Origin of the sequence: Arthrobacter humicola (assembly GCF_039531445.1) — a bacterium.
Lineage (GTDB): Bacteria > Actinomycetota > Actinomycetes > Actinomycetales > Micrococcaceae > Arthrobacter > Arthrobacter humicola.
In genome coordinates, this window is the sequence record NZ_BAAAQB010000025.1 from 66,320 (window position 1) to 93,050 (window position 26,731).

25 protein-coding genes, 2 tRNA genes and 1 riboswitch are annotated in these 26,731 nt (G+C 68.0%); of the genes, 8 read left to right on the top strand and 19 right to left on the bottom strand.

Going from position 1 to position 26,731, the window contains the following annotated elements:
• The first annotated feature begins 63 nt into the window (after positions 1-63).
• Together ABD243_RS07575 and ABD243_RS07580 are read left to right on the top strand one after the other, a co-directional pair.
• Complete coding sequence (locus ABD243_RS07575) at positions 64-1,287, top strand: multidrug effflux MFS transporter (protein WP_344363908.1); 1,224 nt, start codon at positions 64-66, stop codon at positions 1,285-1,287.
• A 539-nt stretch (positions 1,288-1,826) separates the two neighbouring features.
• Entirely contained in the window at positions 1,827-2,234 is a 408-nt protein-coding gene (locus ABD243_RS07580; RefSeq protein WP_116768248.1) for a hypothetical protein, read from the top strand.
• 335 nt (positions 2,235-2,569) lie between these two features.
• On the opposite strand, the gene ABD243_RS07585 is transcribed toward ABD243_RS07580, so the two are convergent.
• The 12 genes from ABD243_RS07585 to ABD243_RS07640 all read right to left on the bottom strand — a co-directional run bounded on the left by ABD243_RS07585 (position 2,570) and on the right by ABD243_RS07640 (position 14,036).
• A tRNA-Asn gene (locus tag ABD243_RS07585) sits at positions 2,570-2,642 on the bottom strand.
• A gap of 137 nt (positions 2,643-2,779) precedes the next feature.
• Positions 2,780-2,852: transfer RNA gene (locus tag ABD243_RS07590), tRNA-Asn, on the bottom strand.
• Between the two features lie 53 nt (positions 2,853-2,905).
• Positions 2,906-4,903, bottom strand: coding sequence for a DNA primase (gene dnaG / locus ABD243_RS07595; protein WP_344363911.1), 1,998 nt, complete (start codon positions 4,901-4,903; stop codon positions 2,906-2,908).
• Between the two features lie 48 nt (positions 4,904-4,951).
• Positions 4,952-5,203, bottom strand: a complete 252-nt coding sequence (locus ABD243_RS07600; RefSeq protein WP_344363913.1) for a ferredoxin — start codon at positions 5,201-5,203, stop codon at positions 4,952-4,954.
• Entirely contained in the window at positions 5,200-6,456 is a 1,257-nt protein-coding gene (locus ABD243_RS07605) for an NADH-ubiquinone oxidoreductase-F iron-sulfur binding region domain-containing protein (protein WP_344363915.1), read from the bottom strand. The genes ABD243_RS07600 and ABD243_RS07605 overlap by 4 nt, the downstream gene beginning before the upstream one ends.
• Positions 6,453-7,019, bottom strand: coding sequence for a ferric reductase-like transmembrane domain-containing protein (locus ABD243_RS07610; RefSeq protein WP_344363917.1), 567 nt, complete (start codon positions 7,017-7,019; stop codon positions 6,453-6,455). The genes ABD243_RS07605 and ABD243_RS07610 overlap by 4 nt, the downstream gene beginning before the upstream one ends.
• Complete coding sequence (locus ABD243_RS07615) at positions 7,003-8,022, bottom strand: FAD:protein FMN transferase (protein WP_344363919.1); 1,020 nt, start codon at positions 8,020-8,022, stop codon at positions 7,003-7,005. The genes ABD243_RS07610 and ABD243_RS07615 overlap by 17 nt, the downstream gene beginning before the upstream one ends.
• A 1-nt stretch (position 8,023) precedes the next feature.
• Positions 8,024-8,326, bottom strand: coding sequence for a hypothetical protein (locus ABD243_RS07620; RefSeq protein WP_344363923.1), 303 nt, complete (start codon positions 8,324-8,326; stop codon positions 8,024-8,026).
• A gap of 118 nt (positions 8,327-8,444) precedes the next feature.
• Positions 8,445-9,743: a deoxyguanosinetriphosphate triphosphohydrolase gene (locus ABD243_RS07625; protein ID WP_175460403.1), complete on the bottom strand. Its 1,299-nt coding sequence runs from the start codon at positions 9,741-9,743 to the stop codon at positions 8,445-8,447.
• Positions 9,727-10,905, bottom strand: coding sequence for a tRNA dihydrouridine synthase DusB (gene dusB / locus ABD243_RS07630; protein WP_344363926.1), 1,179 nt, complete (start codon positions 10,903-10,905; stop codon positions 9,727-9,729). The genes ABD243_RS07625 and dusB overlap by 17 nt, the downstream gene beginning before the upstream one ends.
• Positions 10,906-11,005: 100 nt before the next feature.
• A complete protein-coding gene (locus ABD243_RS07635) occupies positions 11,006-12,544 on the bottom strand; it encodes a YibE/F family protein (protein ID WP_344363928.1) in 1,539 nt (512 codons plus the stop codon).
• A gap of 118 nt (positions 12,545-12,662) precedes the next feature.
• Positions 12,663-14,036, bottom strand: coding sequence for an FAD-binding oxidoreductase (locus tag ABD243_RS07640; RefSeq protein WP_344363930.1), 1,374 nt, complete (start codon positions 14,034-14,036; stop codon positions 12,663-12,665).
• Positions 14,037-14,285: 249 nt separating this feature from the next.
• On the opposite strand from ABD243_RS07640, the gene ABD243_RS07645 reads away from it, so the two are divergent.
• The 3 genes from ABD243_RS07645 to ABD243_RS07655 all read left to right on the top strand — a co-directional run bounded on the left by ABD243_RS07645 (position 14,286) and on the right by ABD243_RS07655 (position 16,801).
• Positions 14,286-15,044 (top strand): alpha/beta hydrolase, encoded by a 759-nt coding sequence (locus tag ABD243_RS07645; protein WP_344363933.1) that lies wholly within the window; start codon positions 14,286-14,288, stop codon positions 15,042-15,044.
• Positions 15,044-15,856, top strand: coding sequence for a DUF1295 domain-containing protein (locus ABD243_RS07650; RefSeq protein ID WP_116768257.1), 813 nt, complete (start codon positions 15,044-15,046; stop codon positions 15,854-15,856). The genes ABD243_RS07645 and ABD243_RS07650 overlap by 1 nt, the downstream gene beginning before the upstream one ends.
• A gap of 90 nt (positions 15,857-15,946) precedes the next feature.
• The gene (locus ABD243_RS07655; protein WP_344363937.1) at positions 15,947-16,801 is read left to right on the top strand and encodes a lysophospholipid acyltransferase family protein; all 855 of its coding nucleotides are present in this window, start codon (positions 15,947-15,949) and stop codon (positions 16,799-16,801) included.
• 87 nt (positions 16,802-16,888) lie between these two features.
• Here ABD243_RS07655 and ABD243_RS07660 read toward each other — a convergent pair whose 3' ends face one another.
• The 3 genes from ABD243_RS07660 to ABD243_RS07670 all read right to left on the bottom strand — a co-directional run bounded on the left by ABD243_RS07660 (position 16,889) and on the right by ABD243_RS07670 (position 20,402).
• Entirely contained in the window at positions 16,889-17,899 is a 1,011-nt protein-coding gene (locus tag ABD243_RS07660) for a GNAT family N-acetyltransferase (protein ID WP_344363940.1), read from the bottom strand.
• 2 nt (positions 17,900-17,901) lie between these two features.
• Entirely contained in the window at positions 17,902-19,287 is a 1,386-nt protein-coding gene (locus ABD243_RS07665) for a glycine--tRNA ligase (protein ID WP_116768259.1), read from the bottom strand.
• Between the two features lie 149 nt (positions 19,288-19,436).
• Complete coding sequence (locus ABD243_RS07670) at positions 19,437-20,402, bottom strand: DMT family transporter (RefSeq protein WP_116768260.1); 966 nt, start codon at positions 20,400-20,402, stop codon at positions 19,437-19,439.
• A gap of 33 nt (positions 20,403-20,435) precedes the next feature.
• Between ABD243_RS07670 and ABD243_RS07675 the strand changes: the two genes are divergently transcribed.
• Positions 20,436-20,672, top strand: coding sequence for an RNA-binding S4 domain-containing protein (locus ABD243_RS07675; RefSeq protein ID WP_091249566.1), 237 nt, complete (start codon positions 20,436-20,438; stop codon positions 20,670-20,672).
• Between the two features lie 31 nt (positions 20,673-20,703).
• Here the strand turns inward: ABD243_RS07675 and ABD243_RS07680 are convergent, their stop codons facing one another.
• The gene (locus ABD243_RS07680) at positions 20,704-21,360 is read right to left on the bottom strand and encodes an alpha/beta hydrolase (RefSeq protein ID WP_344363944.1); all 657 of its coding nucleotides are present in this window, start codon (positions 21,358-21,360) and stop codon (positions 20,704-20,706) included.
• A 94-nt stretch (positions 21,361-21,454) separates the two neighbouring features.
• Between ABD243_RS07680 and ABD243_RS07685 the strand changes: the two genes are divergently transcribed.
• Entirely contained in the window at positions 21,455-22,318 is an 864-nt protein-coding gene (locus tag ABD243_RS07685) for an SGNH/GDSL hydrolase family protein (RefSeq protein ID WP_344364381.1), read from the top strand.
• An 87-nt stretch (positions 22,319-22,405) separates the two neighbouring features.
• Positions 22,406-23,044, top strand: a complete 639-nt coding sequence (locus tag ABD243_RS07690; protein ID WP_344364383.1) for a hypothetical protein — start codon at positions 22,406-22,408, stop codon at positions 23,042-23,044.
• 2 nt (positions 23,045-23,046) lie between these two features.
• Here ABD243_RS07690 and ABD243_RS07695 read toward each other — a convergent pair whose 3' ends face one another.
• From ABD243_RS07695 to metX, 3 genes are all read right to left on the bottom strand, one after another.
• The gene (locus ABD243_RS07695) at positions 23,047-23,607 is read right to left on the bottom strand and encodes an isochorismatase family protein (RefSeq protein ID WP_344363947.1); all 561 of its coding nucleotides are present in this window, start codon (positions 23,605-23,607) and stop codon (positions 23,047-23,049) included.
• A 174-nt stretch (positions 23,608-23,781) separates the two neighbouring features.
• Complete coding sequence (locus ABD243_RS07700; protein WP_116768264.1) at positions 23,782-25,164, bottom strand: MFS transporter; 1,383 nt, start codon at positions 25,162-25,164, stop codon at positions 23,782-23,784.
• A gap of 169 nt (positions 25,165-25,333) precedes the next feature.
• On the bottom strand, positions 25,334-26,509 hold the full coding sequence (gene metX / locus ABD243_RS07705) for a homoserine O-acetyltransferase MetX (protein WP_344363951.1): 1,176 nt from the start codon (positions 26,507-26,509) through the stop codon (positions 25,334-25,336).
• 11 nt (positions 26,510-26,520) lie between these two features.
• Positions 26,521-26,636, bottom strand: a riboswitch (SAM riboswitch).
• Between the last annotated feature and the right edge of the window lie 95 nt (positions 26,637-26,731).

Genomic DNA, 26,731 nt, shown 5'->3' on the forward strand with positions numbered 1-26,731 from the left:
AAGGCGTGGCGCGCCCGCGCAACCACCCGCCGGCCGTCTCGGCGGGCCCTAGGATGGACCTCTGTGAGCACACCCCCCAATCCCGGTGATTCCCTGAGTCGCCGTCGCAAATTTCTCTACATCCTGACGCTGGGCGCTTTGACTGCCCTTGGGCCGTTCACGGTGGACCTTTACCTGCCCGCGTTTCCGGCGTTGGAGGAGAACCTTGGTGTTTCCGCGGCGGCCGTGCAGCTGACGCTGACCGGCACCACCCTAGGGTTCGCGCTGGGACAGCTCGTGGTGGGGCCGCTGAGCGATAAGTTTGGCCGGCGGATGCCACTGATTCTGGCGACGGCGGTGCACATCACAGCTTCCCTGGGCGCCGCCCAGTCCACGGATATCGCCACGCTGGGCCTCTTCCGTGTGCTCATGGGCGTCGGGGCCGCAGGCGGCGGTGTTGTTGCCATGGCCATGGTCCGCGACCTGTTCAGCGGCTACGCGATGGTGCGGATGTTTTCGCGCATGGCCCTCGTCAACGGCCTGGCCCCGATCCTCGCCCCGGTCATCGGCTCACAGCTGCTGTTGCTGATGCCGTGGCCGGGCATCTTCTTGTTCCTGGCGGCCTATGGAACGTGCGTCATCATCGCGGCCTTGTTCGTGATCCGCGAAACTCTGCCGCCGGAGCTGCGCGGAAAGACCGGGCTGACCGCGCGCCAGCGCTACAAAGTGCTGTTCTCCGACCGGATCTTCGTGGGCCTGCTGCTGGTGGGCGGCATGAACTTCGCGGGCCTCTTCACCTATCTGTCCGCGTCGCCGTTCCTGTTCCAGAATGTCTACGGCTTCACGCCCCAGCAATACGGGCTGCTCTTCGGCATCAACTCCCTCGGCATCGTGGCCGGCGTCCAGACCAGCGCAAGGATCGTCAGGCGCGTGCCGCCGCAGTGGATCCTGGCCTGCTCCACGGCCTGGATGTTCCTTATGGCCGTGCTGATTGTCATCTTCGACCAGCTGGGCTTCGGCCTGTGGGGCGTCCTGGTGCCCCTGTGGTTCTACATACTCGGTGCCGGTTTCACCTTCCCCACCGTGCAGGTGCTGGCACTGGCCAAACATGGGGCCCAGGCCGGAACAGCCGCCTCCTTGCTTGGCGCGGCGACGTTCATGATGGCCGGCCTGATCTCCCCGGTGGTCGGCTGGCTCGGCGTCAGCTCCGCAACCCCCATGGGCGCCGTCCAGGCCGCCTGCATCCTGATGGCCGCCGCAGCCCTGTGGCTGATCGTCCGCCCCAGCACGGTGCCGCCGATTCAGTAGGCCCGCGCCTGCTCCGAGGGAACATGCCCATTCTTCGTGCCCTACCCTCGCGGGACATGCCCATTCTTCGTGCCCACCCCTGAGGGACATGCCCATTATTCACGCCCGGGAGCGGGCATAGGGGCACTATGTCCACGCGCCAGGGCCAGCACTGAGCATGACCCCCGGCCACCCCGCGCTACAGACGCCCCCGATGGGACATGCCCATTAGTCGTGCGCGCCCGGGGGCATGCTCATCCTTCGTGCCCGCCCGGCGGGACATGCCCATCCTTCAGGCCCCACCCGGCGGGACATGCCCATCCTTCAAGCCCCACCCCGGGACATGCCCATTATTCGTGCCCGCCCGCAGGACATGCTCATTCTTCGCGCCGGAGGGTGGGCATACGGGCACTATGTCCACCCGTTAGGGCCAGCGCTGGGCATGTCCCACGGCGCGCCCAGGGTGCAGCTGCAGGCACGGGACATGCTCATTCTTCCGGCCCAAGGCTGGGCACAGTGGCACTCTGTTCGGCGCCCGTGGCGGGAGATAAAGTTGTTTCATGCCCGATTGGCAGGAACCTCAGCCCCTCCCCGCCACGTGGCAGCGGTGCGACACCGGAATCCTGCCCCTGTGGTGGGATCGCCTGTGCAGTCAGACCAGCCCGCAGTCGGCAGCCATGTACGCGGCAGGCCTGTTCACCGAAGACCGGCGCCGCCCGATTGCCCAGTGGTACAACCCGGCCTCCGACTCCGCCCTACTGGTGGCGCCCGAGACCTCCCCGGAGTGGCCCGTGCAACGGTTCGGCATTTTCTATGCCCCGCCGGGGGGCGGATTCACCCAGGTGCACTCTGCGCCGCATGAATGGCATCCTCGTGAGCCGAGGAAGTCCCCCACGGAGCAAGAAGCGTTCGAGGCCGCGGTCGCCGAGGCCCAGCGCTTCCTCCAGGTGGAAATGTACTTCGTCTGAGGTCCGGGCAAGCGTCCAAGCGTCCAAGCGTCCAAGCGTCCAAGCGTCCAAGCGTCCAAGCGTCCGAGCGTCCGAGCGTCCGAGCGTCCGAGCGTCCGAGGTCATGGTCACTGAGGCCGTGGAGACTTCACGCCCGGCGTCGCTGAACGCCCGTGGCGTCACTGAATACTCGGAACACCTGAACGCTCGGCCCCTGAACAGTGCGGCCACCCAAGACTCGGGCCACCGTAGGCCCCGGGCCACCCGGGTCCCCGAAGAGATCAGAGACAGGACCCGAAAAGAATGCAATAAAAAAGGTCCCGCGGCTGGTTTTCACCGGCCGCGGGACCTGTCCGCTCCTCCTGCTGGACTTGAACCAGCAACCCTTCGATTAACAGTCGAATGCTCTGCCAATTGAGCTAAGGAGGAATGAAGCAGGTATGACATTAGCAAAGGTTTTGCCGGTAGGGAAATCGACCGGAGAACCCGTGGAAGCAGCCCGCGAAATACCCCCTCCGGGTATAAAAAAAGTCCCCGTCCCGGAAACCCGGAACGGGGACTGCGCGCTCCTCCTGCTGGACTTGAACCAGCAACCCTTCGATTAACAGTCGAATGCTCTGCCAATTGAGCTAAGGAGGAATGAAGCGGGTATAAGCCTAGCAAACACCAGCCCGGGAAACGAAATCGGCGCCTCAGGCGTCCGAGCGCAACGATCTCCGCTGCATCTCCAACTGCATTAGTTCGCGATTCAGCCGCTGGAATTCCTCGGGATCCGCCGAGGCATCCAGGCGCTGCAACTGCCCCATCTTCTCCGCCTTCACGCGGGTGATCTGGAGCTCAAACAGGCGGGCCAGGATGTCCCTGCAGTAGCGCAGGACGCCCTCGGGCGTGTTTGCCGGCAGCGGCACCACCGCAAGTTCGGACACGAGCGGCCGCAGCGGCTCGGGAACCTCCTGCAGCAACTGCTCCACCCAGCGCACCGGGTCCCCCGCGGACCCGAGTCCGGTGGCGCGGATGGCCTCGTGGATGGCGAGATAGGCGGGCGTGGAGAACCGTGCCTCGGAGAAACGCTGCCACGTCTCGCCCTCCAGCATGCCGGGCTCCTGGAGCGCGACCTCGAGGGCCTGACGCTCCATCGCCGCGACCGGATCCCGCGGATCGGGCCGGTTGAAGGACGGAAGAACGGCCGACGCCGGCAAGGGCGCCACGCCGGGTCCCGGCCCCGCGTAGCCGCGGCCGGACCCGGCATGGCCCGGGGCTCCTGCCTGCCCCGGGCCATGCCCGGTGCTGGGTCCGCCGGCCTGGGCTCCGCCCTGGCTGCGGCCCGGGCCGCCGCCCGGAGTGGCTGGGGCACCTTGTGCGGCGCGTTTGGTCGCCACACCGACGGCCCTGCTGACCTCCTCGACGGGCATCCCCAGCCAGCCAGCCAGTTCGCGGGCATAGGCCGGCCGGATACCGGCGTCGCGGATCTGCGCCACCACGGGCGCTGATTCACGCAGGGCCGCGATCCGGCCCTCGACGGTGTCCAGATTGTGCCGTTTGAGGGTGGCGCGGATGGCGAACTCGAACAGCGGACGGCGACTTCCGATCAGGTCCCGGACCGCGGAGTCGCCCTTGGACTGACGGAGCTCGCACGGGTCCGCGCCGCTGGGCTCCACAGCCACGAACGTCTGCGCGACAAAACGCTGGTCCTCTTCGAAAGCGCGTAGCGCCGCCTTCTGCCCGGCGGCGTCGCCGTCGAAGGTGAAGATGACCTCTCCCCCGCTGCCGTCGTCGGACAGCAGCCGGCGGGCGATCTTGATGTGGTCCGTGCCGAACGCGGTGCCGCACGTGGCCACCGCCGTCGGAATGCCGGCCAGATGGCAGGCCATGACGTCGGTGTAGCCCTCCACCACCACGAGCTGGCGGTCCTTGGCGATGTTGCGCTTGGCGAGGTCGATGCCGTAGAGGACCTGGGACTTCTTGTAGAGTGCGGTTTCGGGGGTGTTCAGGTACTTCGGGCCTTGGTCGTCCTCGTAGAGCTTGCGGGCGCCGAAGCCGATGGTGTCACCGGCGATGTCCCGGATGGGCCAGATCAGCCGTCCGCGGAAGCGGTCGTAGATGCCCCGGTTGCCTTCGGAAAACATGCCGGTCAGCTTGAGTTCGGCGTCGGTGTAGCCGCGGCCGCGCAGGTGCTTGAGCAGCGCGTCCCAGCCCTGCGGGGCATACCCCACCCCGAACTGTTCCGCTGCCGCACGGTCGAAGCCCCGGCCGTAGAGGAAATTTCGGCCCTCTGCGGCGCCCGGGGTCAGCAGCTGGGACCGGAAGAACTCGTCGGCCACCTTGTGGGCATCCAGCAGCCGCTGGCGCCGGCCGATGTCCTCCCGGTTGGGTCCGGAGCCGCCGTCCTCGTAGTGGAGCTCGAAGCCGATCCGATGGGCCAGCTTTTCCACGGCCTCGTGGAAGGAGATGTGGTCCAGTTTCTGCACGAAGGAGATGACGTCGCCGTCCTCGCCGCAGCCGAAGCAGTGGTACCGGCCCACCTGGGGTCGCACGGTGAAGGAGGGTGAGCGCTCGTCGTGGAAGGGGCACAGGCCTTTGTAGGAACCCAGCCCGGCTCCCTTGAGCGTCACGTAGCCATCGATAACTTCTTTGATGTCAGTGCGCTGGCGTACTTCGTCGATATCTTCACGTTTGATCAGGCCGGCCACAGTGCCATCCTAGTACGCCGGGCCGACACGGACCGGCCCGGCCGGGGACTAGCGCCGGCGCTGCGGGCCTCCGGAAGCAGGGTCCCGGAGGCTGAGGGCGAGTTTCGGGCAGAGCGAGACGGCGTCGCGCGCGGCGTCCGCGTCGGTGGGCCTGATGGGGACGTCGGTGCGCTCAGGACCCTGCCTTCCACGGGCCACCGGGTACCCCCAGTCGTCCCGTATGAGCACCCCGGCGAGCAGCTCCGTGCACAGGCCGCGGCCGTCGCACCTGGTCCAGTCGATGTGAAGGGTGGCGGTCATGGCGTCCAGCTTCCGGATCCGGAGCAGCGCCCGGTGAGATGGGACCGCACGTCGTCGGCGAAGACCTCCAGCGCACTGCTGATCAGCTGCGCTGTTCCGTCCGGGTGATGGCAGGCCCCGCGTCCTGAGACAAGCGTGCCGAGCCGGCCCAGTTCCTCCGGCAGCCGCGGGTCCTGTTCTCCTGCCGCGATCCGGTTTAAGATTCCCGCCATGGCGGGCAGCCCGAACATGCAAGGGCCGCATTGCCGGGCGGACTGCCCGGCCAGGTACGCCACGATCCCCGCAGTGGCTCCAAGCCCGCACTGCTCCGCCCCCAAGGCGTGGATGACACCTGCTCCGGGCCGGACCACGTGGCCGGCGGGACCGCCGGGCGAGAGGACGTAGGCCGCCGGCCGCACCCAGCGGCCGTGGTAGCCGCCGACGAGAACGGCCGACAGGGAGGCCGGGTCCATGCCGGCGGATTGAACGACGTCGGTGAGCCTTGCGCCGCCGGGCACCTCCAGGACGACGTCCGGGCCGGGCCCTGGGCCGGACACGGACAGCAGCCGCGTGCCAGGGTCCGTGGGCGTCCCGACTTCGCGGAACCAGTCCGCGCCGAACCGTGCGATGAGGGCCACATGGGCCAGGGTTTCGACGTTGAGGACCAGGGTGGGGCGCCCCTTGAGCCCGGTGTCGCTGAGCCGGCGGCCTTTGTCGAGCGGGATCGCGGAGCCGGTGGCGATGCTGTTGACGACGGCGCTCGCCTCGCCGGAGATGAACGTTTCCGGTGACTCCACAATCTGGATCCGGCGGCCCCCGGGGTGTCCGGAGAGGGCCTCCTGCACCCCGGGAAGGCTGGCAGCAGGCGCATAGAGGTACATCTGCGTGCCCGAGACCGCCCGCGTCGCGGCCAGCAGACCGTCAATCACCAGGTGGGGGGCGTGCGCCAGGAGCGTACGGTCCTTGAAGCTCAGCGGCTCCCCTTCGGCGCCGTTGGCGATCACGACGGGCCGCGCGGGAACAAGGCGCTTCCGCCCGGATTGTGATGTTGCCAGCGCCTTGCGCCAGGTCGCGAAGGCGGCGCCGCCGCGTCCGGTCAGCCCCGACGCGTCCAGCAGGTTCAGCAGCCCGGGTGCGACGGCGTCGGGATCAAGAGGCCCGAAGGTGTCCACGTGCCGGGCGTACCCGGCCTCCGCGCCGGCGGCCAAAAGACGCGCCAGCGGCTGCGCATTGGGCAGCGGCGGTTGAGGGAGCACGCCGGGCATCGAGCTCATTGGAGGTTACCTCCACGGGCTCTGGCGGTTTCGAGGAACGTTGAAGAGAGCCGCCACAGCAGGGCACCGGCGATCGCTGCGCCGGACGCGGCCGCCAGCAGCAGAAACCACTGGCCGGCGGCGTCCGTGCCGTTGCCGAGTGCATGGGCCATCGCCACCGGCCAGACCGCGTAGGTGAGCCAGTGCACGGCCTTGAACGCCCGGTGCCCGATCCGTTGCCGCAGTAGGGCTGTCACGATGACGGCCGCGACGAGGTCCAGTGCCACGGTCCCCAGGCCCTGCCAGAACGGCCGGAACGAGCCAAGGAACGGCACGACGACGTCGACAGGCCGCAGCTTCGCGAAGGAGTCCAACAATAGGGACCCAACGTGCAGCCCCAGGAACACCGTGGCCAACAAGGCGATATTCCGGTGCAGGATGCTGACGGAAAACCTCGGAAGCACCAGCAAGGGCCGGCCGGAGCGGGTGAGGATGCCCAACAGGACCGACACCGTGAACAGGGCAAGGGACATGAAGCCGCTCACCCGGCCGAACGCCCACATGGCCTCATCCACGGGACGCACGCACTTCCACGATGTTGCTCTCCGCCGGCCAGCCGCCGGTGGTGACAATGCTTCCGCGTTGATCCACCAGCCGGGCCGTGACACCCGCGGAACGGAACCATTCGACGGCGGCGAAGCCGCGAACAATGCCGGCGGTGCTGAAGGCATTGGCTTCCAGACACGTCGGAGCCGCCACCGTCACCGTCTTCCACACGGCCTCTGCGGGCAGCCCGAAACGGGGATCAAGAACGTGGTGGACGTCCGCTCCCGCGTGCTTCCACCGGCGTTTTTGCGTGCTGGACGTGGCCACGGCGGATCCGGGGTCCAGGGCGATGTGCTGGCTCGGGTCCGTGGGAAGGTCCTGGACCAGAACCTGCCACGGCTCTGTCGCTCCGGGGCCGGCTCCGGGGCCCGCGCCTGGGGCCGCAGCGCCGGGGCTTCCCGGCCCCGGGCCGGCGGTCGCCAGGTCGCCGCCCAAAGAGACGAGCACCCCGCATCCCAGTTGCGAATGCACCTCGGTTGCAGCGCGGTCTGCCGCGGCTGCCTTGGCGGTGGCGCCCAGATCCAGCCGGATGTCGGCGGGAACGGTCAGCGTCCGCCCGTCAATCCTGATCCGTGACCATCCGGGAACGCGCCGTGCCCTGACCGAACCGGCCGGCGGGACCGGCTGCGAACCTTGCGGACGGGGGTCGTCCGGCAGCACCTGCACGCTGACGAGGTCCCGGTCATACCCGAGGGCGGCCAGATCCGTGCCGAGGGTCGGATCGACGGCGCCGTCCGTCCACCGGGCGGCGGCCAGGGCCCGCTCAACGAGGTCGAGGAGTGTCGGGCTAACGATCGCCCCGGCAGCCAGCTGCGGTTGGAGCCTGGTGAGTTCCGAGTCGTCCCGGAAGCGGCTGCATGCGAGCTCGACGTCGGCAAGGACGCTCTGGACGATCTCCTGGGCGGCGGCGAGCATTCCGGCGTCGGTAACAGCAAGGGAAGCGTCAAGGCCCCAGACGGTCCAAGCTGCCTGCGCCTCCACCTTAGGACCCCGAGGATTGACCGTGGGTGACGCTGCCGTTGCCCGGCCGGACGGGGGTTGATCCGTGCGAGCGGCTCGTGCCGTTATTCTGCGTGGTGCTGCCGCCGTCCGCCGTGCCGGAGCCGTGGCGCGCTGACCGTCCGGACGAGTTCGAGCTGGCGGTCGCAGGAGAAGTCTTTGAAGCGCTGGAGGGCGTGGCGGAATACACGACGGCGGCGGCGACGCCCGCAGCCGCGAGGCTGCCGATGCCGACTGCCGCGGTGATGCCGCTGGCCAGTCGCCTGCCCTTGTCCCGGGTATCCACGGGTGTCCCCTTCCTCTGCGGTTAGGCCTGTGTTCCCATGATCCCCGGAGTTCCTTTGTAAACCCTTAGACATTCCTGTCTATTGGGTGGTGGTCCTGCCTCCAGGCGGCTGGCTGGGTCACCACAGCGACGGCAGGCTGCCCACGAGACGCTCGTACATGGCCAGCGCCGAGCCGTCCGTCAGCGACGCGACCTGGTCGATCACGACGCGCAGCCTCCCGGCGTCGTCCCCCGCGTCGAGCCAGTCGGCGGCGAACATCGGCTCCAGGTGGCGGTCCTCCGTGGCGCTGAGGGCGGTGACGAGGGCGTGCAGGACCTCCCGCTGGCGCTCGTAGATGGGCTGGCGGTGCTCGGTGGTCATCACAAATGTGGTGGCCAGGCCCTTCATCACCGCGATTTCCATGACGGTCTCGTCCGGGACGATCAGTTCCGCGTGGTAGCGGGTGAGGTTCTCCGGGCCGTAAACGGCCCGGGTGGCTTCCAGCGCACTCTGGCAGAACCGGCCAATCAACTGGCTGGTCATGTCTTTGAGCGCCGCCATGGCCTTGCGGCTGCCGTCGGCCTCGCGCACCCAGACGCTCGTGGCCTCCAGCCGCGCCAGCGCGGCGTCGATCGCGGCGGGGTCGTTGTGCGGCAGGTACCACTGCTTGGCGTACCCGACGACGCGGGCACGATGGTCCGGGTTGTCCATCCAGCGCAGCTGGAAGTGCCCTGCGACGATCGCGTCCTCGACGTCGTGCACCGAGTAGGAGATGTCGTCCGCCAGGTCCATGACCTGCGCTTCGAGGCAGGACCGGCGTTCCGGGGCGCCTTCGCGAATCCAGTCGAAGATGGGGAGGTCGTCCTCATAGGCGCCGAACTTGCTGGTCCGCTCCCCGTGGATGACGGGCGCGTTGACGGCGGACCACGGGTACTTGGCGGCGGCATCGAGACTCGCCCGGGTCAGGTTCAGGCCTGCCGGACGGCCATCGGGGGCCAGGACCTTCGGCTCAAGCCGGGTCAGCAGCCGCAGCGTCTGGGCGTTGCCTTCAAAACCGCCGATCGCGTGGGCCACCTCGTTGAGCGCCGCTTCCCCGTTGTGGCCGAAGGGCGGGTGGCCGAGGTCATGGCTGAGGCAGGCGGTGTCCACGACGTCGGGATCGCAGCCGAGGGCGCGGCCGAGTTCGCGGCCCACCTGGGCCACTTCGAGGCTGTGCGTGAGCCGGGTCCTGACGAAGTCGTCGGTATCCGGGGCGACCACCTGGGTCTTCGCGCCGAGCCGGCGCAGGGCCGAGGAGTGCAGGACTCTCGCACGGTCACGCTCGAAGTCCGAACGGTAGGTGGTCTTGGGCGGCTCTTCGACCCACCGGGCGGAGTCGCGGGAGGTGTAGCCGTCCAGGACGGGGGCGGTGGTCCGGGTCTCAGCCACCGGAGACATCCAGTTCGGCGAAGGAGATGTCGCGGCTCTGCTCGTCATCCAGGGTCCGGTTCAGCAGCCAGTCCTTGGGCAGGGCGGGCTTCTTGGGCGAGCCGGCGCGGCCGCGCGGGCCCTCGGCATCGACCCCGGGGTACGGAGAGTCGAGGTCCAGCTGATCCAGGGTTGCGCGGAGCACCTCGAGGCTGGCGACGAGCGCGAGTTTGGTCCGCAGCTCGCTCCCGACCACGTAGCCCTTGAAGTACCAGGCGATGTGCTTGCGGATTTCGCGCAGGGCCTTGCCCTCGTCCCCGAACGTCTCGACCATGAGCTCGGCGTGCCGGTAGACGCTTTCGGCCACCTGGCCCAGATCCGGCCGGTGCCGCTGGTCGCTGCCTTCGAACGCGGCCATGAGATCGCCGAACAGCCACGGCCGGCCCTGGCATCCCCGGCCGACGACAACGCCGTCCACTCCCGTTTCGCGGACCATCCGGACCGCGTCTTCGGCGGACCAGATGTCGCCGTTGCCGAGGACCGGGATGTCCGGCAGCGCCTCGCGGAGCCGGGCGATGGCAGACCAGTCGGCCTGGCCGGAATAGAACTGCGCGGCCGTGCGGCCGTGAAGAGCGACGGCGGCAACGCCGGAATCGCGGGCGATCCGGCCGGCGTCGAGGTATGTCAGGTGGTCCTCGTCGATGCCCTTGCGCATCTTGATGGTCAGCGGGATGTTGCCCTGGGAGGCTTCCTTGACAGCGGTCTGGACGATCGAGGTGAAAAGGTCGATCTTCCAGGGCAGGGCCGAGCCGCCGCCGCGCCGGGTGACTTTGGGGACGGGGCAGCCGAAGTTGAGGTCGATGTGGTCCGCCCGGTCTTCCTCGACCAGCATCCGGACGGCCTGGCCGACGGTCACGGGGTCCACGCCGTAGAGCTGGACGGAGCGGACTTTCTCGTCGTCGTCGTGCGAAATGATGCGCAGCGACTCCGGCGTGCGTTCCACTAGGGCGCGCGAGGTGACCATCTCCGCGACGTACAGGCCGCCGCCGTATTCACGGCACAGCCTGCGGAAGGCGGAGTTGGTGATACCCGCCATGGGAGCCAGGATCACGGGGGTGTCCACGGTGATCGGGCCCAGCTTCAGGGGCGGGAGTTCCAGCTTGGGGGCGGGAGGCGTTGCTACAACAGTCACCCGACCATTGTCTCAAAGACGGGCAAATCGGTCGGATCCGGCGTCGGTTATGTGGACAGGCCGGGCTGTGAGGAAAATCCGGGCGCCGCCAAACGCCGTATCAATCGCACAGGGCGGCACGCCGCCCCCGGCGCGTGGCAGGCCCGGCGTCGTCCGGTTCGGTCCCTCCCGGTGCGCCGGGCGCGCTGTCCGCCGACCGGCGCCCGGCGGACCCGCCCGGGTACCGGCCGACGTCGGCCCCAACGGAGAGCCCGGCCCAACCGCCGTCCCCAACGCCGGCGAGCGCGGGCACTCCGACGTCGGGTGCACCGGCGAGCGCGGCCGCGGGGTCTGCGGTACTGCCTTTGATCCCGGTGGCCTTGACGACGAGCACGGCAATGAGGGTGGTGACCGGCACGGCCAGGACCAGTCCTACCGAACCGACGAGGGTGCGGATGACTTCCTCGGAGAGTTCTGCACTGGTCAGGGCGTCCCCGAGCGGGCGCTCGTAGAGCATGACCAGGATCAGGACGGGCAGGGCCGCGCCGGCATAGGCAAACGCGATCGTGTAGACCGTGGAGGCGATGTGGTCCCGGCCGATCCGCATCGCGGAGGCAAAGAGCTGCCGGGCGCTGGTGTCGGGGGCGAGTTCCCACAGTTCCCAGACCGCCGACGACTGCGTGATCGTGACGTCGTTCAGCACGCCCAGGCCGGAAATGATCAGCCCGCACAGGATGATGCCGGAGATCGAGATGTTGTCGGAAATGTTGGTGAGCGTGGCGGCGTCGTGGCTGCCCACGCCGGCGAGGTTCGCGGCGTCGGTGGCCCAGGCGGCCAGCAGCGACGTAATGGCGAGGCCGAACATGGTCCCCAGCAGCGCCGTCGAGGTCCGGGCGGAGAAACCGTGGGCGAAGTACAGCACCCCGATCATGATCACCGTGGACCCCACCAGTGCCAGGAGCAGCGGCGGCTTTCCTTCGACCAGTCCGGGCAGCATGAAGGAGACGAGCACGACGTAGGCCCCGACGAGTCCGATCAGGGCCCGCAGGCCGCGCCAGCGCGCCACCGCAATCACCACGACGGCGTAGAGCACGGCCAGGAAGATGATCGGTAGAGTCCGGACGAAGTCGACGAAAACGTAGGCGGGCGCGCCTTGGGCTTCTGAGGCGCCCTGGGCCTTGGAGAGGTTGAGGTAGCGGATGTTGTCTCCGGGTTTCACGCCGTGGGATTTCGCGATGTCAGGGTTGATGACCACTTTCACCGGGTTGCCGCCCTTGTCCGGCTCGGTGTAGGCAAACGTGCATTGTGAGCCCGCCTGCGGCGGCTGGACGGCGGCGTCGGCCCCGGATGCGCCCTGCTGGGCCGCGGGATCGCCGCTTGTCTGCGCATCCGAACAGCTGCCGACGACCACCCGCTGGATCTTGCCGGTATCGAACGTCACGCCCGGGGCCGCCGCATAGGGGCTGGCCAGCGTGATGCCCTCTTTGCTCCCCGACGGCCACAGGAAGGCCATGGCCGCCAGGGTCAGCAAAGTCAGCGGGATCAGGATGGCGGCCAGGATCCAGTTGGCCTTCTTCCGTGCCGCCAGCATGCGGGGCGTCGGCTCCGCGTGACCGGCGCTGGGGTGCCCGGCGTGGGAGTGCGAATGTCCGGCGCCCATCAGCAGTTCAACCTCATGCCGAAAACTCTACGGCGCTGTCGGCGCCGCTCCGGACAGATGACGCCGCATGCTCCCGCCGCCCTGAGCCCGGAGCTCCGGCGCCGCGGAGGCGGGCTGGTCAGGCCGGGGTGATGTTCTGGTTTACGTGGAAGAGGTTCTGCGGATCGTACTTGGCCTTGATCTCCCGCAGGCGGCTGTAATTGGGTCCGTAGTTCTCCGCGACCTTGGACATATCATCGCCGTCCATGAAATTGATGTAGCCCGCGGTCTCGGAGTACGGCTGCAGCGCAGCCGCGTAATCCCGTACCCAGGCGATGTTCGCCTCGCTGTCCGCCGGGTCCTCCCAGTGGCAGGCTATAACCGGGGAGAACTTGGCGTTCCGGTTGGGGAAGGCCGTATCCGTCACTCCCACACGGTGCACAGCGCCGTCGATTGGATAGATGTGCACGGCTGTCTGCAGGCTGGGCACACGTCGGCCAAACTCAAGGTGTGCGTCGATGGCGCCGTCGTTGAGTTCGGTCAGGAAGGCCGCCTTCCAGTAGGCCAACAGCCCCTTGGGATACATCGGGTCGAACGCCGAGTTCAAGGCCGGATACGGCATCGGCCCCACCATGGATCCGGCCACCGGGGCGACGTCGAGGAATGGTTGCCAGCGGGCCGGCCCTTCGGCGAGGTCGCCCGTCCACATCCCGACCACAATGCAGACCGGCTTCCCGTGCCACTGTTCCGGAAGGAACGGAACCGGCGGTCCCTGATGGAAGGCGAGGAACGCGCCGAACTCTTCAGGGGCTGCCGCCAGGTGCTCGCGGTAGAATTTCGCCACGGTTTCGGCGTGCTCGGCCGGGTAGATGATGATCCCCGCGTGGACCATGTCCACAGGATGCAGGCGGTATTCCAACGAGGTCACGACGCCGAAGTTGCCGCCCCCGCCTCGCAGCGCCCAGAAAAGGTCGTCATTCTCGCTTTCGCTCGCAGTGAGGAATTTCCCGTCCGCGGTGACGACGTCGGCCGAGAGGAGGTTATCGCAACTGAGCCCGTGCTTCCGGGAGAGATAGCCAATGCCCCCGCCGAGCGTGAGTCCGGAGACACCGGTTGAGCCGATGATGCCACCGGTGGTCGCCAGTCCGAAGGCGTGCGTGGCGTGATTGAAATCGGCCCAGGTTGCGCCGGCCTCGGTCCTCGCCGTCTTGTTCGACGGATCTATCCGGACGCCGGTGGTGGTGGAGAAGTCGATGACAACAGCGTCATCCCAGGTGCCAAAGCCCGGACCGCTGTGGCCGCCGCCGCGGACGGCCAGATCCAGGGAGTTGTCGCGGGCGAAGTTGACGGCCGCCATAACGTCCGCCACCTGGGACACACGGACCACAGCGGCCGGGTGCTTGTCGATCATGCCGTTGTGCACTGCCCGGGCCGCGTCGTAGTCCGCGTCGCCGGGCGTGACGACCGGCCCGCGGACTTGCTCGCGCAGGGTATCGAACTTTATTCCGTTCATTTTCAGTACCGTCGATTTCGTCGTGAGATTCGACCCGGACGGTTCTCTGCGCTCCCAGCCGGCGTGGCGCCCGGAGGTTTACGTGCACAGGCATACTCCTCCCGCATTCCCCCGTCAAGGGTCCGGCATCACCCGAACCCATCGCCGGGGGCTCCGGCTCCGAATCCACACTAGGCAGTGATTCCCTTGACGGGCGGAGGCTGCAACCTATGGTTGGTAATTGACGGACGAAGAACGGGAAGGACACGCGTGGCCAAGCGCAAACTAGATGACCGCGAACCGGAGGCGGGCCGCCCCGGACCTGCCGCCAAGGCCGTGCTGTCCATCGCCGATGCGGCCGGGGAGACCCGCGGAGTCGCCCTGGTCCTGCACGGCGGACGCGCGGACAGCTACGATCCCGTCCGCGGCCGGCACCTGAGCCCGGCCCGGATGCTGCCCTTCGCCCGGGCGCTGAACCGGCAAGGCGGACCGCACGGGCTCGCCGTCTGGACCCTGCGCAACCGGTACAGGGGCTGGAACGGGGAGGACATGTCCCCCGTTCAGGACGCCCGCTGGGCGCTTTCCCGGATCGGTCAGGAACATCCCGGCGTACCGGTGTACCTGCTGGGCCACTCCATGGGAGGCCTCACGGCACTCTGCGTGGCTGACGATCCGCAGGTGGAGGTCGTCGTCGCGCTCGCCCCGTGGCTCAATCACAAAACGCCGGTCCAACCCGTCGCCGACCGCCGGGTCCTGATCGTGCACGGCACGGAGGACCGCTGGACCAGTCCGTCGAATTCGCTGGACTACGCACGCCGGGCCGACGGCGTGGCCGCCTCTGTTGAGTACGTCTCCCTCACGGGTGCCGGGCATTTCATGTTCCGCCGGGTAGCGCTGTGGAACTCACTCGCCGATGACTTCATCCTGGACGCCTTCGGGGAAAGCACGGGGGCTGACGTCTCCGGCGCCACGGACGCACTGCGCAGCATTCTGCCGGCCGCCGGAACTCGCATGCCGGTGGTGCTGTGATGCAGCCGTTCCCGCTGGATGCCTTCCTCGCCAGCCTGCCGTGGGTCATCGCGGGACTGGCGGTCCTGCTGGCGCTGACCTTCGCCGTTGCCGTGCGGCAGAACCGCCATTCCGTCATCGACACCGTCTGGGGCCTCGGGTTCGTGGTGGTCGCGGCCATCTCCTGGGTACTCTCCGCCGGCCACGGCGACGCCGGCCGCCGGCTGCTGCTTCTGGCGCTGGTTGCGGTGTGGGGCATTCGCCTCGCGGTCCACATCGGTGTGCGTGCACGCGGCGGCCACGAGGACCCGCGCTACGTGGACATGCTCTCCGCCGCACCCGGATCACGCAACGTCTACGCGCTCCGGCGGGTCTACCTGCCTCAGGGGATGGTGATGTTCTTCGTCTCGCTCACTATCCAGGTCGGCATGTTCGCCACCGGCAGCTTGGGCTGGCTGGCGTTCCTCGGCGTCCTGCTCTGGGTTCTTGGTTTTGTGTTCGAGACGGTCGGGGACTGGCAGTTGACGCAGTTCAAGGCCGATCCCGCCAAGCGCGGCACGGTCCTCAACACCGGTCTGTGGCGCTACACCCGCCACCCGAACTACTTCGGCGACGCCGCGGTCTGGGCGGGCCTCTTCCTCGTGACCGCCGATTCGTGGCCCGGTGTCCTGACCATCCTCTCCCCCGCCCTGATGATCTGGGCACTGGCGGGCCGCACCGGGAAGCCGCTGACGGAAAAAGCGATGTCTGCACGGCCCGGCTATAAGGAATACATCGAATCCACGTCCGGGTTCCTGCCCTTGCCGCCCCGGCGGCGCGCCGGCGGGCACTGATATGGCGGGCGCTGATATGGCCGGCACTTGCGCTGCGGGACTGGCGTGGCGGGTGCCGGCATGGCAGGTGCCGGCATGGGCCGGCGGCCGATGAAGTGGAGACCAGGGCCCAGCGACCGCTTTTACCGGTTCATCGTCCGCACCGGTCTCGCCCTGCGCTGGCTGTTCCGGATCCGCGTCCTCGTCACGGGGCGGGAGCACCTGCCCAAGCCCGGACCGCTCAATGATTCCCCCCAGGCTTCCCGACGCGGCAAGTCCCGCCGGGTGGTGCCCGGCCAGGGCGCGGTCGTCGCGATCACGCACTTCGGCTACCTCGACTTTGCCTTCGCCGAGATGATCTTGTGGTGGCACAACCGTGCCCAGATGCGCTTCCTCGTGACGCAGGGAGCCGCCGACCACTGGTTTGCCGGGCCCGCGGTCAGCGCGGCCGGCCACGTGGTTGTCGGTTACGGATCCGGAGTCCACGCCTACGACGCCGCGGTCGCCCGGCTATTGGCGGGCGAGTACATTGCCATCCTTCCGGAGGCCGGGGTAAGCCGCAGCTTCACCGTACGCGAGTGCAAGACCGGCGCCGTACGGATGGCCTCCGAAGCCGGTGTGCCGATCATCCCGGTCTCCATCTGGGGCGCGCACCGGCTGATGACCCGCCAACATGGATTCTCGCCGCGGCGGGCCTGGCGCGCCCCGGTGCGTATCCACGTGGGCGAGCCGATCCTGCCGGACTCGCTCCCGGACCCGGCACAGGACGCGCAGCCGGCCACCGCGCAGCTGGCCAGGACCCTCCAGCACGGGATCGACGTCGGTATGGCGGATTTCCCGCTGAAACCGGACCCCGGGGCCTGGTGGATGCCCGCCGCGCTCGGCGGCGGTGCCCCGACCGAGGAGGAACGGCGCCGCCTCGACGCGGCCGACGGCCCGCGGCGCCCGGGTGCCAGGCGCCGATAGATCGGGCCCTCAACGCAAACTGACTCGCAGCTGGGGCCGTTATCACGCTTCAAAACGGCCGCAACTGCGAGTCAGTCGGGTTAAGGGCTAGGCCGGGTCCGCAACCACGAGGGTTTCGGAGCCCTGGACGTGGGCTTTGCCGGTCTCGAGCAGCGGTTCGACGACGGCGCGCAGGGCGGTCATCGCATCGTCCAGTTCCAGCATTACCGGGTGCTGGTAGGCGATCAGGGCCAGGAGATCCCGCACGGCGGCGCGGGCCTCGTCCTCGCCGAGCTTGGGCTCGTGCCCGAGGAACACCTCGGTAGGCGCAGCGGGTCCGGCAGAACCGGCACCATCGGCGTCGGCTCCGGCGCCTGGAGTGCCCTGCGCGTAGCTGATGGCGAACCCCTCCAGCCGGCCCTTGCGGCTCGCCGCTATGCCGTGCCCGAAGGCACTGGCTTTGGGTGCCCGCAGCACAATCGCGCCGTGGGCGCCGCTGAGGTCATCCAGGAACAACCGCTGCACCATGGCAACGCTCAACTCCCCCGGGCTGTCCCAAGTGTGCACGGCCGTGTAGTACCGGCCAACGACGTCGCTGAGCTCCACCGAGCCCGTGGCCAGGTCTTCGACCTGGTCGCTGGCCGCCGACTCGGAACCGTCGCCGAACACCGGCAGTTTCAGCGGCGCAGGGTCCACGACGATCAGGCGGGAGCGCTGGATCGGGGCCATGCCCGCGGCCTCGGCAAACGCCGCCCCGGGCGTGCCCGGCTCCACCTTGCAGCGGAGCTTGGACACTCCCGACGGCGACTTGGCGGCCTCGTGCCGAAGCATGGTCAGCAGGGTGGACCCAATGCCGGCGCGGCGGTGGTCCCGGGCGACCTCGATATACGCCCAGAGCCGTTCCGGGTGCAGCGAGGCCTCGTGGACCACGGCCGCCGCCACGGGAATGGCGACGCCGTCGACGACGTCCTCGGCCACAATGCAGCGGCGCCACGGCGCATTGCCCGAGGGCGCCAGGGTGCCGCGGAACTGCCCGGCCTGCACGGTCTCCGGGCCGCCCCAGATTTCCAGCAGCGCGAGGTCGTCGCCCTCCCGCCATTCCCGGTATTCGATGGCCATGATCAGGCGCCGATCAGCCGCGCGGCCAGGTAGCCCTCCACCTTGTCCAGGGAGACGCGTTCCTGGCTCATGGTGTCGCGTTCGCGAATGGTGACGGCCTGGTCCTCGAGGGTCTCGAAGTCCACGGTGATGCAGAACGGGGTGCCGATCTCGTCCTGGCGGCGGTAGCGGCGGCCGATGGCGCCGGCGTCGTCGAACTCGATGTTCCAGCTCTTGCGCAGCTGGGCGGCGAGGTCCTTGGCTTTCGGGGACAGGTCCTCGTTGCGGCTCAGCGGCAGGACGGCTGCCTTCACCGGAGCCAGGCGCGGATCCAGCTTGAGCACCGTGCGGATGTCCACCCCGCCCTTGGCGTTGGGGGCCTCGTCCTCGGTGTAAGCATCGATCATGAAGGCCATGAACGAGCGGGTCAGGCCGGCCGCGGGCTCGATCACGTACGGGGTGTAGCGTTCGTTGGTGGCCTGGTTGAAGTAGCTCAGGTCCGCGCCGGAAGCCTTGGCATGGGTGGAGAGGTCAAAGTCGGTGCGGTTGGCAATGCCTTCGAGCTCGCCCCACTCCGAGCCCTGGAAACCGAAGCGGTATTCGATGTCCGTGGTGCCCTTGGAGTAGTGGCTGAGTTTCTCCAGCGGGTGCTCGAAGAAGCGCAGGTTCTCTTCGCGGATGCCCAGGCCCGTGTACCAGGACATGCGTTCCTTCATCCAGTACTGGTGCCACTGCTCGTCGGTGCCGGGCTCGACGAAGAATTCCATTTCCATCTGCTCGAACTCGCGGGTGCGGAAGATGAAGTTGCCCGGCGTGATCTCGTTGCGGAACGACTTGCCGATCTGGCCGATGCCGAACGGCGGCTTCTTCCGCGAGGTGGTCAGGACGTTGCTGAAGTTCACGAAGATGCCCTGGGCGGTTTCGGGCCGCAGGTAGTGCAGGCCTTCCTCGCTGGCGACGGGGCCGAGGTAGGTCTTGAGCAGGCCGGAGAATTCGTGGGGCTCCGTCCACTGGCCGCGGGTGCCGCAGTTGGCGCAGGCGATGTCCTTGAGGCCGTTCTCGGCAGGACGTCCCTTCTTCTCCTCGTACTCTTCCTCAAGGTGGTCCGCGCGGTAGCGCTTGTGGCAGGACAGGCACTCCACCAGCGGGTCGGAGAAGACCTCGACGTGGCCGGAGGCTTCCCAGACCTGGCGGGGCAGGATGACGGAGGAGTCGAGGCCTACGACGTCTTCGCGGCCGCGGACCACGGACTGCCACCACTGGCGCTTGATGTTTTCCTTGAGCTCGGCGCCGAGGGGCCCGTAATCCCAGGCAGAACGCGAGCCACCATAGATTTCACCGGCCTGGAAAACGAAACCCCGTCGCTTGGCGAGGGAAATGATCTGGTCGAGGACGGATTTTGCTGCCATGGTAACTCCAATTTCTACAGGGCCGCTGGGTGCGGTCCGCGGTGTCAGGCCCGGGTCGCCGGCTGGTTGCCGGACGGGGTGATACGAACAGTGCGATGCGAAGTGTGCGATACGAACAGGGCGATGCAATCTCCAAGCCTACCGGCACGCTACCGCTTCAGTGCGCCCCGCGGCCAGGGCAGGGTGGCCAGGATGATGGCACCGAGCGTCAGCAGGGTGCCCAGGACGGTGGGCAGCGCGACGACGGTCCCGGGGACCGGGAAAACCAGGTCCAGTCCGAGGGATCCCAGCAGCTGCCCGGCGATCATCCCGAGGCCCGTGACCAGCACGCCCAGGCTGCGGACCAGGAGGGCGCCGACGCCGATGAAGACGCACCCGAGCGGCCCACCAAGGTAGTACCACCACTGCCCCGGCAGCGGATTGCCGGCACCGGACACGGCAAGCTTGACCAGCCACGCCGCCCATAGCAGGACGGCCCCGGCGATGAAGTTCACGAGGGTCGCGGCGATCGGGGACCCGTAGTGGACGGTGGCGGTGCCGTTCATGGCCTGCTGGAAACTCATCAGGAACCCGGCCAGAAGCGGCAGCAGCACGGGAAGAAGCAGCTGCAGCACGGACTCTCCGGCGCTGAACCTCGGCGACACCGCCCACGCAACGGCGGCGACGGTGAGCACGCTGCCGAGCACCCGGATACCGGTGATGGGCCTCTTCCCCGCGGGCCCGATTCCCATCCGGTCCACCAACAGACCGCTGAGGGTCTGCCCCGTCACGGCGGCCACAGTGAAGAGGGCAACGCCGAGCAGTGCCACGGTGAAGGACTGGGCGAAGACGAAAAGCGCCCCGATGCAGCCTGCCAGGACGTAGTAACGCGGAAACTGCCGTTCGCGCACGGCCGGCAGGATCCGGGCCAGACCTGCCCGGCCCTTGGGCAGTGCCACGGAAATGACGCCCATCACCACTAACCCGGTGCTGAAGCTGACGACGGCGGCACCAATGCCGTCGCGGAGCTCCACCCCGAGCGCGCCGTTGATCCGGCCCTGCAACGGTATGAACAACCCCGCCGCGACGGCCATAGGCAGCCCCGCGATGAGCGGGAGCCGGGGTGTGTGCGTCATTGGTGCCACCTTAGGTCAGGCATCATTGCCTATATGAGCAATCCGGAAATTGAAGACATCACCATCCGCGACACCATGATCCGGCTGGGCCAGCTGCTGAAGCTCGCGAATCTGGTGGAGGACGGTGTGGAGGCTGCGGACCTGATCAAGAACGGGCTGGTCAAGGTCAACGGCGAAATTGATGAGCGCCGCGGGCGGCAGCTTCACGACGGCGACACCGTCACGGTGAACGGCCAGACCGTGCGGATCAGCGCGCCCGCGGGATCCTAGCCGGCTTACCCCTGGCCAGCCGTCCGGGCGGCTACTTCCTGGAGTTGAGGACCGCGTGCGTGAGGAACTCGGAGACGTGGCCGATTTCCTGCTGGTTGATGCCGTGCCACATGCCGGTGTACAGGACCTTGGTGAGCTTCACGTGCTTGCGCACCCAGCCCATGGTGAACTCGATCTTGTCCGGGGTGATCACCGGGTCCTGCTGGTCGCGTCCCCAGAACATCGGCACGGTGCCGTCCAGTTCGGCATCGCGGAAGCTGGGGTCACCGCCGGCGTCGACGGCAAAACCTGAGAGCCCGACGACGGCGGCGAAGTCCGCCGGCCGCTGCCGCAGCAGCGTGGTGGCCATGGCCATGCCCATCGAGAATCCGAGCAGCGTTACCGAGGGGTGGTCGGCCTTGATGGAGTCGATCCAGTCCTGCACGTACGCCGCGGCGGCCTTGACGGCGTCGAGCGAATAGTCAATGGACGCCGTCAGCGGGAACCAGGTGAAGCCCGGTCCCATGGCGATCGGGGCGCGCACGGAGGCTACCGCGAATTCCTGCGGGAGCATGTCCGCCAGGCTGAGCAGGTCCTGTTCGTTGGCGCCGTAGCCGTGGAGCAGGACAATCAGCGGCTTGCCCGCACGTTCCTGCTCCGGCTTGGACCATTCGACGACAGGGGCGGGGAAGGCATCAGCGTGAGTCATGGAACCATTCTTACAGTTACCCGGCGGTAACAACCTACGGTGGCGTAGCTTGACAGGAAGAGTGCAGGATAAGAACGTGAGCGAAACCGAAGCCATGGAAAATTCACCGGAGACGTCAACGGACACCGTCGTGACCCACCCGTGGACCCGTTACGTGGCCATGGGCGACTCGTTCACGGAAGGCATCGGCGATCCGGAGCCGGCGAGCCCGGGCGGCCACCGGGGCTGGGCCGACAGGGTGGCCGAGGAGCTCAGCCGCGGCCACAACGACTTCGCGTACGCCAACCTGGCCGTCCGCGGCAGGCTCCTGCAGCAGATCGTGGACCAGCAGTTGGCGCACTGCCTGTCCCTCAAGCCGGACCTCATCACGCTCTCCGCGGGCGGCAACGACCTCATCCGCCCGGGCGGGGATCCGGACGTGCTGGCCGAAAGGCTGGACTCGGTGGTGCAGATCCTGAGCCTGGGCGGCGCCACCGTGGTCCTGTTCAACGGTCCGGACACAGGATCCACGGTGCTCGGACGGATCCGCAGCAAGGTGGCCATCTACAACGAAAACCTGCGCACGATCGCCGCGCGCCACGACGCCGTGATCGCGGACATGTGGTCTCTGCGCCAGCTTAATGATCCGCAGATGTGGGATGTTGACCGGCTGCACTTTTCGCCGCTGGGCCACCATACGATTGCGGCGATGGTGCTGGATTCGCTGAACGTCGAACACACCCTGGAGCCGCTCGCCCCCAAGCCGATGCCGCAGCGCAGTTGGCGGGAGGCCCGCAGCGGGGACCTTGTGTGGGCCCGGGAATATTTTGTTCCGTGGGTGGTGCGGCGGCTGCGGCACCGTTCCTCGGGCGACGGCGTGACGGCCAAGCGGCCCCTGCCGGGGCCGGTGTTCGGGCCCGGCGTACCGCTGGGCTCGGGCGAAGGCCCGCCGGGCACCGAGGACGCGGTACGGTCCTGAGCCTGCGGGGCCTAAGCTGGAGGCACACTCCTCAGGCCCCGCAAATGAAGAGGCCCAGCAGCTGAAAGGCCCCGTACCGTGAGCAGTATGTTCTTCTGGATCATTGTGTTGTCGTTCCTGATTCCCATGGGAGTGCGCCTCTACCGGAGGTCCGCCCGCGGCCGGAACCAGAACATGCCGGGCCAGTTCGGCCGGTTCCCCGGAAACCAAAGCAACCCGGCAAACCAAGGCAACCCGCCAAACCAGAGCAACCAGCCGCGGGACGGGTACACGCAGCAGGACTACTTTGGCGGCTTCGGCCAACTGGGCGCGCCGAAGCAGACCGGAGAAGCCAATCAGCCGTATCCCGGCCAGCCGTACCCGAGCCAGCGGTACCCGGGCCAGCCGTACCCGGGCGGGGAGAACCCGGGCCAGCCGTACCCGGGCCCGCGGTTCCCGGACCAGCCGTTCCCGACCGAGCCGTACCCCGGACAGCAGTATCCGGGCCCGGCCGGCTACGGATCACCCGTTCCCTACGAGGACAGCCCGGAGTACCTGAACAACCCGCCCCAGCCGCAGCGGCACGAACCCGCCCCGGGTGCAGGGCAGCCGCAGGCGCCCCAGACGCCGTCGGCCCCGCAGGGTTACCGGGCCCGCAAGCTCGCCGAGCTGGACCAGCAGTACAGCGACGGCAAGCTGTCCATGGAGGACTACATGTCCCAGCGCGCTGAAATCATGAAGGGCTAGGATCACAAAAGGCTGGCGAAGTCGATATCGGCCGCGTTGACGGTTCCGGCCGTCCGCCCCGGGGCCTTGTGGTTCTGCCAGTACAGATTGGTGTGGGCCACCACGAGTTCCGGCGGCGGCGCGCCATATTCGCTCAGGTCCTCGGTGGTGTGGGCGTCCGCGACCAGCGTGACGTCGTAGCCTCGGGTGATTCCGCCGTGGAGGGTCGAGCGAATGCACTCGTCCGTCTGCGCGCCGGCCAGGAAGAAGCGGCCGATCCCGCGGTCTGCCAGCACCGACTCCAGGTCCGTAGCCTCGAAGGCGTCGCTGTACTCCTTGGGCACAAGCGGCTCCGCATCACGCCGCACGAGCTCCGGCACGTACTGCCAGGCGTCGCTGCCCCGCGGGAGCTCCTCGCCGCCATGCTGCACCCAGATGACGTCCACCCCGGCGTCGCGTGCCCTCTGCACGACGGCGGCGATGGTCGCGACGACGTCGTCGCGGCGGTAGGCCCCCGCGACGACGCCGAGCTGCATGTCCACCACGACCAGTGCCGTGTTGGGTCGGTTGACGAGCGTGGTCACAATGCCTCCCGGATCCTGGGCTTGCCTGCCCGCCCACTCTAATCCCCGGGGCCCAAGCAACGCTGAGATCATGAGCAGCGTTAACGCCGAGGGCCCGGGTCCGCGCGGTGCGCGAATCCAGGCCGTCGGCCACTCAACAGGTTTCCCCGGGCCATGTTTCCCCGGGCCGGCGGCTTACCGCTTGCCGGCGGCGAGGAGGTCTGCGGTGCCCTGGGCGTCGGCGGCGTCGACGTCGTGGAGCGAGACGCCGCGGGTCTCCTTGAGGAAGAACACGGCGACGGCGGTAATCGCGCAGGCGATCAGGAGGTAGATGGCCACCGGGACGGAGGACTTGTACTGGCCCAGCAGCGCGACGGCGATGATCGGCGCGAGCGAACCGGCCACGATCGAGGTCACCTGGTAACCGAGGGACACGCCGGAGTACCGCATCCGGGTCGGGAACATCTCGGCCATGATGGCCGGCTGCCCGGCGTACATCAGGGCGTGGAAGAGCAGGCCGATGATGACCGCGGCGAGGATGATCAGATCGTTTCCGGTGTCCATCATCGGGAAGGCGAAGAAGCCCCAGGTCGCACCCAGAACGGCGCCGGCCATGTAGACGGGCTTGCGGCCCACCCTGTCCGAGAGCCGGCCGACCATGGGCACCACGGAGAAGTGGATGAAGTGGGCCACGAGCAGGAGCAGCAGGATCCGGGCGGTGTCGGCGTGGACCACCGTCTTGAGGTAGGTGATTGAGAAGGTGACCACGAGGTAGTACAGGATGTTCTCCGCGAAGCGCAGGCCCATCGCGGTGAACACGCCGCGGGGGTAGCGGCGGAAGACCTCGGCAACGCCGTAGCCCTTGTGCCCTGCCTCAACTTCCTTGCGTGCTTCCAGGAAGATCGGGGCGTCGCTGACCTTGGTGCGGATGTAGTAACCGATGAGGACGATCACGGCGGAGAGCCAGAAGGCGACCCGCCAGCCCCAGCTAAGGAAGTCCGCCGAGGACAGCACGGAGGACAGGATGAACAGCACCGCGGTGGCGAAGAGGTTGCCCAGCGGAACAGCGGACTGCGGCCAGCTGGCCCAGAAGCCGCGGGACTTGCTGGGGCTGTGCTCCGCGACGAGCAGGACGGCGCCGCCCCATTCCCCGCCGACGGCGAAGCCCTGGGCGAAGCGAAGGAAGACCAGCAGCGCCGGGGCCCAGTAGCCGATCTGCGCGAAGGTGGGCAGGCAGCCCATCAGGAACGTGGACACGCCCACCAGGATGATGCTGAGCTGGAGCAGCTGCTTGCGGCCGAACTTGTCGCCGAAGTGGCCGAAGACGATCCCGCCGATCGGGCGGGCAACGAAGCCGACGGCGTACGTGAGGAACGCCGCGAGGATTCCGTCCAGTTCGGTCTGCGAATTCGGGAAGAAGGCCTTGCCAAAAACCAGCGTGGCCGCGGATGCGTAGAGGAAGAATTCGTACCATTCCACCACGGTGCCGGCCATGGAGGCCGCCACCACCTTCTTCAGGCCGGACGTCTTGACGTCGGGCTCGCCTGCGCGCGTCGCGGCAGCGTTTTCCGTGCTCATGAGAACTCCTTCGGTGTCGCCTTCGACACCCCGTGGACCATTGGGCTGAGATGTTGTGTGAATTAGCACACACAGCGTTATTCCCAACGAGTATGGTTCCCGGGGCCGTGAGCCACAACGACCATTAGTGCAGAGAGCATCTGCAAAAATGCACAGCCGTGAGCGGCGGCTAGGCGAAGAAATTGCTCCGCAACTGGCCGCTGAGCTGCCCGATTTCGGTGAGGAAGCCGTCGTGGCCGATCGGCGCCTCGATGATGTGCAGCTCGGGGCCCCCCGGCAGGGCCTCGGCCAGTGCACGGGACTGGGCGGGGAAGTACAGGCGGTCCGAGTCCACGGCCGCCACCAAGAACTCGGCCGTGGCCGGGGCCAGGGAGTCCCGGAGGCTTCCGCGTCCGCGGCAGACGTCGTGGCTCATGAGCGCCTCGGTGATGGCGATGTAGCTGTTGGCATCAAAACGCCGGACCAGTTTGTTGCCCTGGTGGTCCAGGTAGCTTTCGACCTGATAGCGTCCGCGCCCGGCCAGCGATCCGGCTTCCAGGGGCGCCTCGGACTCCTGGGCGTTGCGGCCGAACCGGCCGTCGAGCTCGGCCGCGGAGCGGTAGGTGATGTGCGCGATCCGGCGGGCGAGGGCGAGCCCCGCTTCGGGTTCCGGGCCGCCGTAGTAGTCCCCGCCGTTGAAGTTCGGGTCCTGGCGGATGGCCAGGGTCTGGGCCTGAGCGAAGGCAATCTGTTCTGCGGTGCTGCTGGCGCCGACTGAAATCACGGCGCAGCGCCGGACCCGCGAGGGGTAGGTCACGGCCCACTCAAGGGCGCGCGCGCCGCCGAGCGAACCGCCCAGCACGGCGTACCAGCTGTCGATGCCCAGGGCATCGGCCAGCCGCGCCTCGGCGGAGGTCGTGTCCCGCAGAGTCACGAGCGGGAACCTCGATCCCCAGGGGCGGCCGTCGGGGGCCGGCGTGGAGGGTCCCGTGGAGCCGTAGCAGCCGCCCAGGATGTTGATCGATACGACGAAGTACTTGTCCGTATCCACGGGGGCCCCAGGTCCGGCCAATTGTTCCCACCAGCCGGGCTCCTCGCTGGCACCGCGGGTCACATGGGTGTCGCCGGTCAGGGCATGTTCAATGAGGACGGCGTTGGAGGCATCGGCATTCAGCGTCCCCCACGTCTCAAAGCCGAGGACCACATCCGGCAGCTGGACCCCGGATTCGAGCTGCAGGTCACCGATCCTGAGGTACTGGACGGTCCCGTCCGGCACCCGGGCAGCTTGGGCGGCGGGTCTTGCGGAAACGGAGTTCCGGGTTGGTTTGGTTTCGGGTTCACCACTGCGGGTGACGGCAATCGTCATATGAGGACCTAACTTCGCGCTTGCCTGCCGTCAGCTGACCGGCAGGCCAGGTCTTCACCCGGGGCACCCCGCCGCAAATGGAGGGTTGCCGGCCAGCAAGCCGGGGCTGTCGCTGGCACTCATGACCTTTTATGAGTGTACGAAACAGCGTGCGGAAATGACGAAGATTGTGACTTCCGTGTGACAGCCGGCGGCCGGCACTCCCCGTCCGTGGGAGGCCGG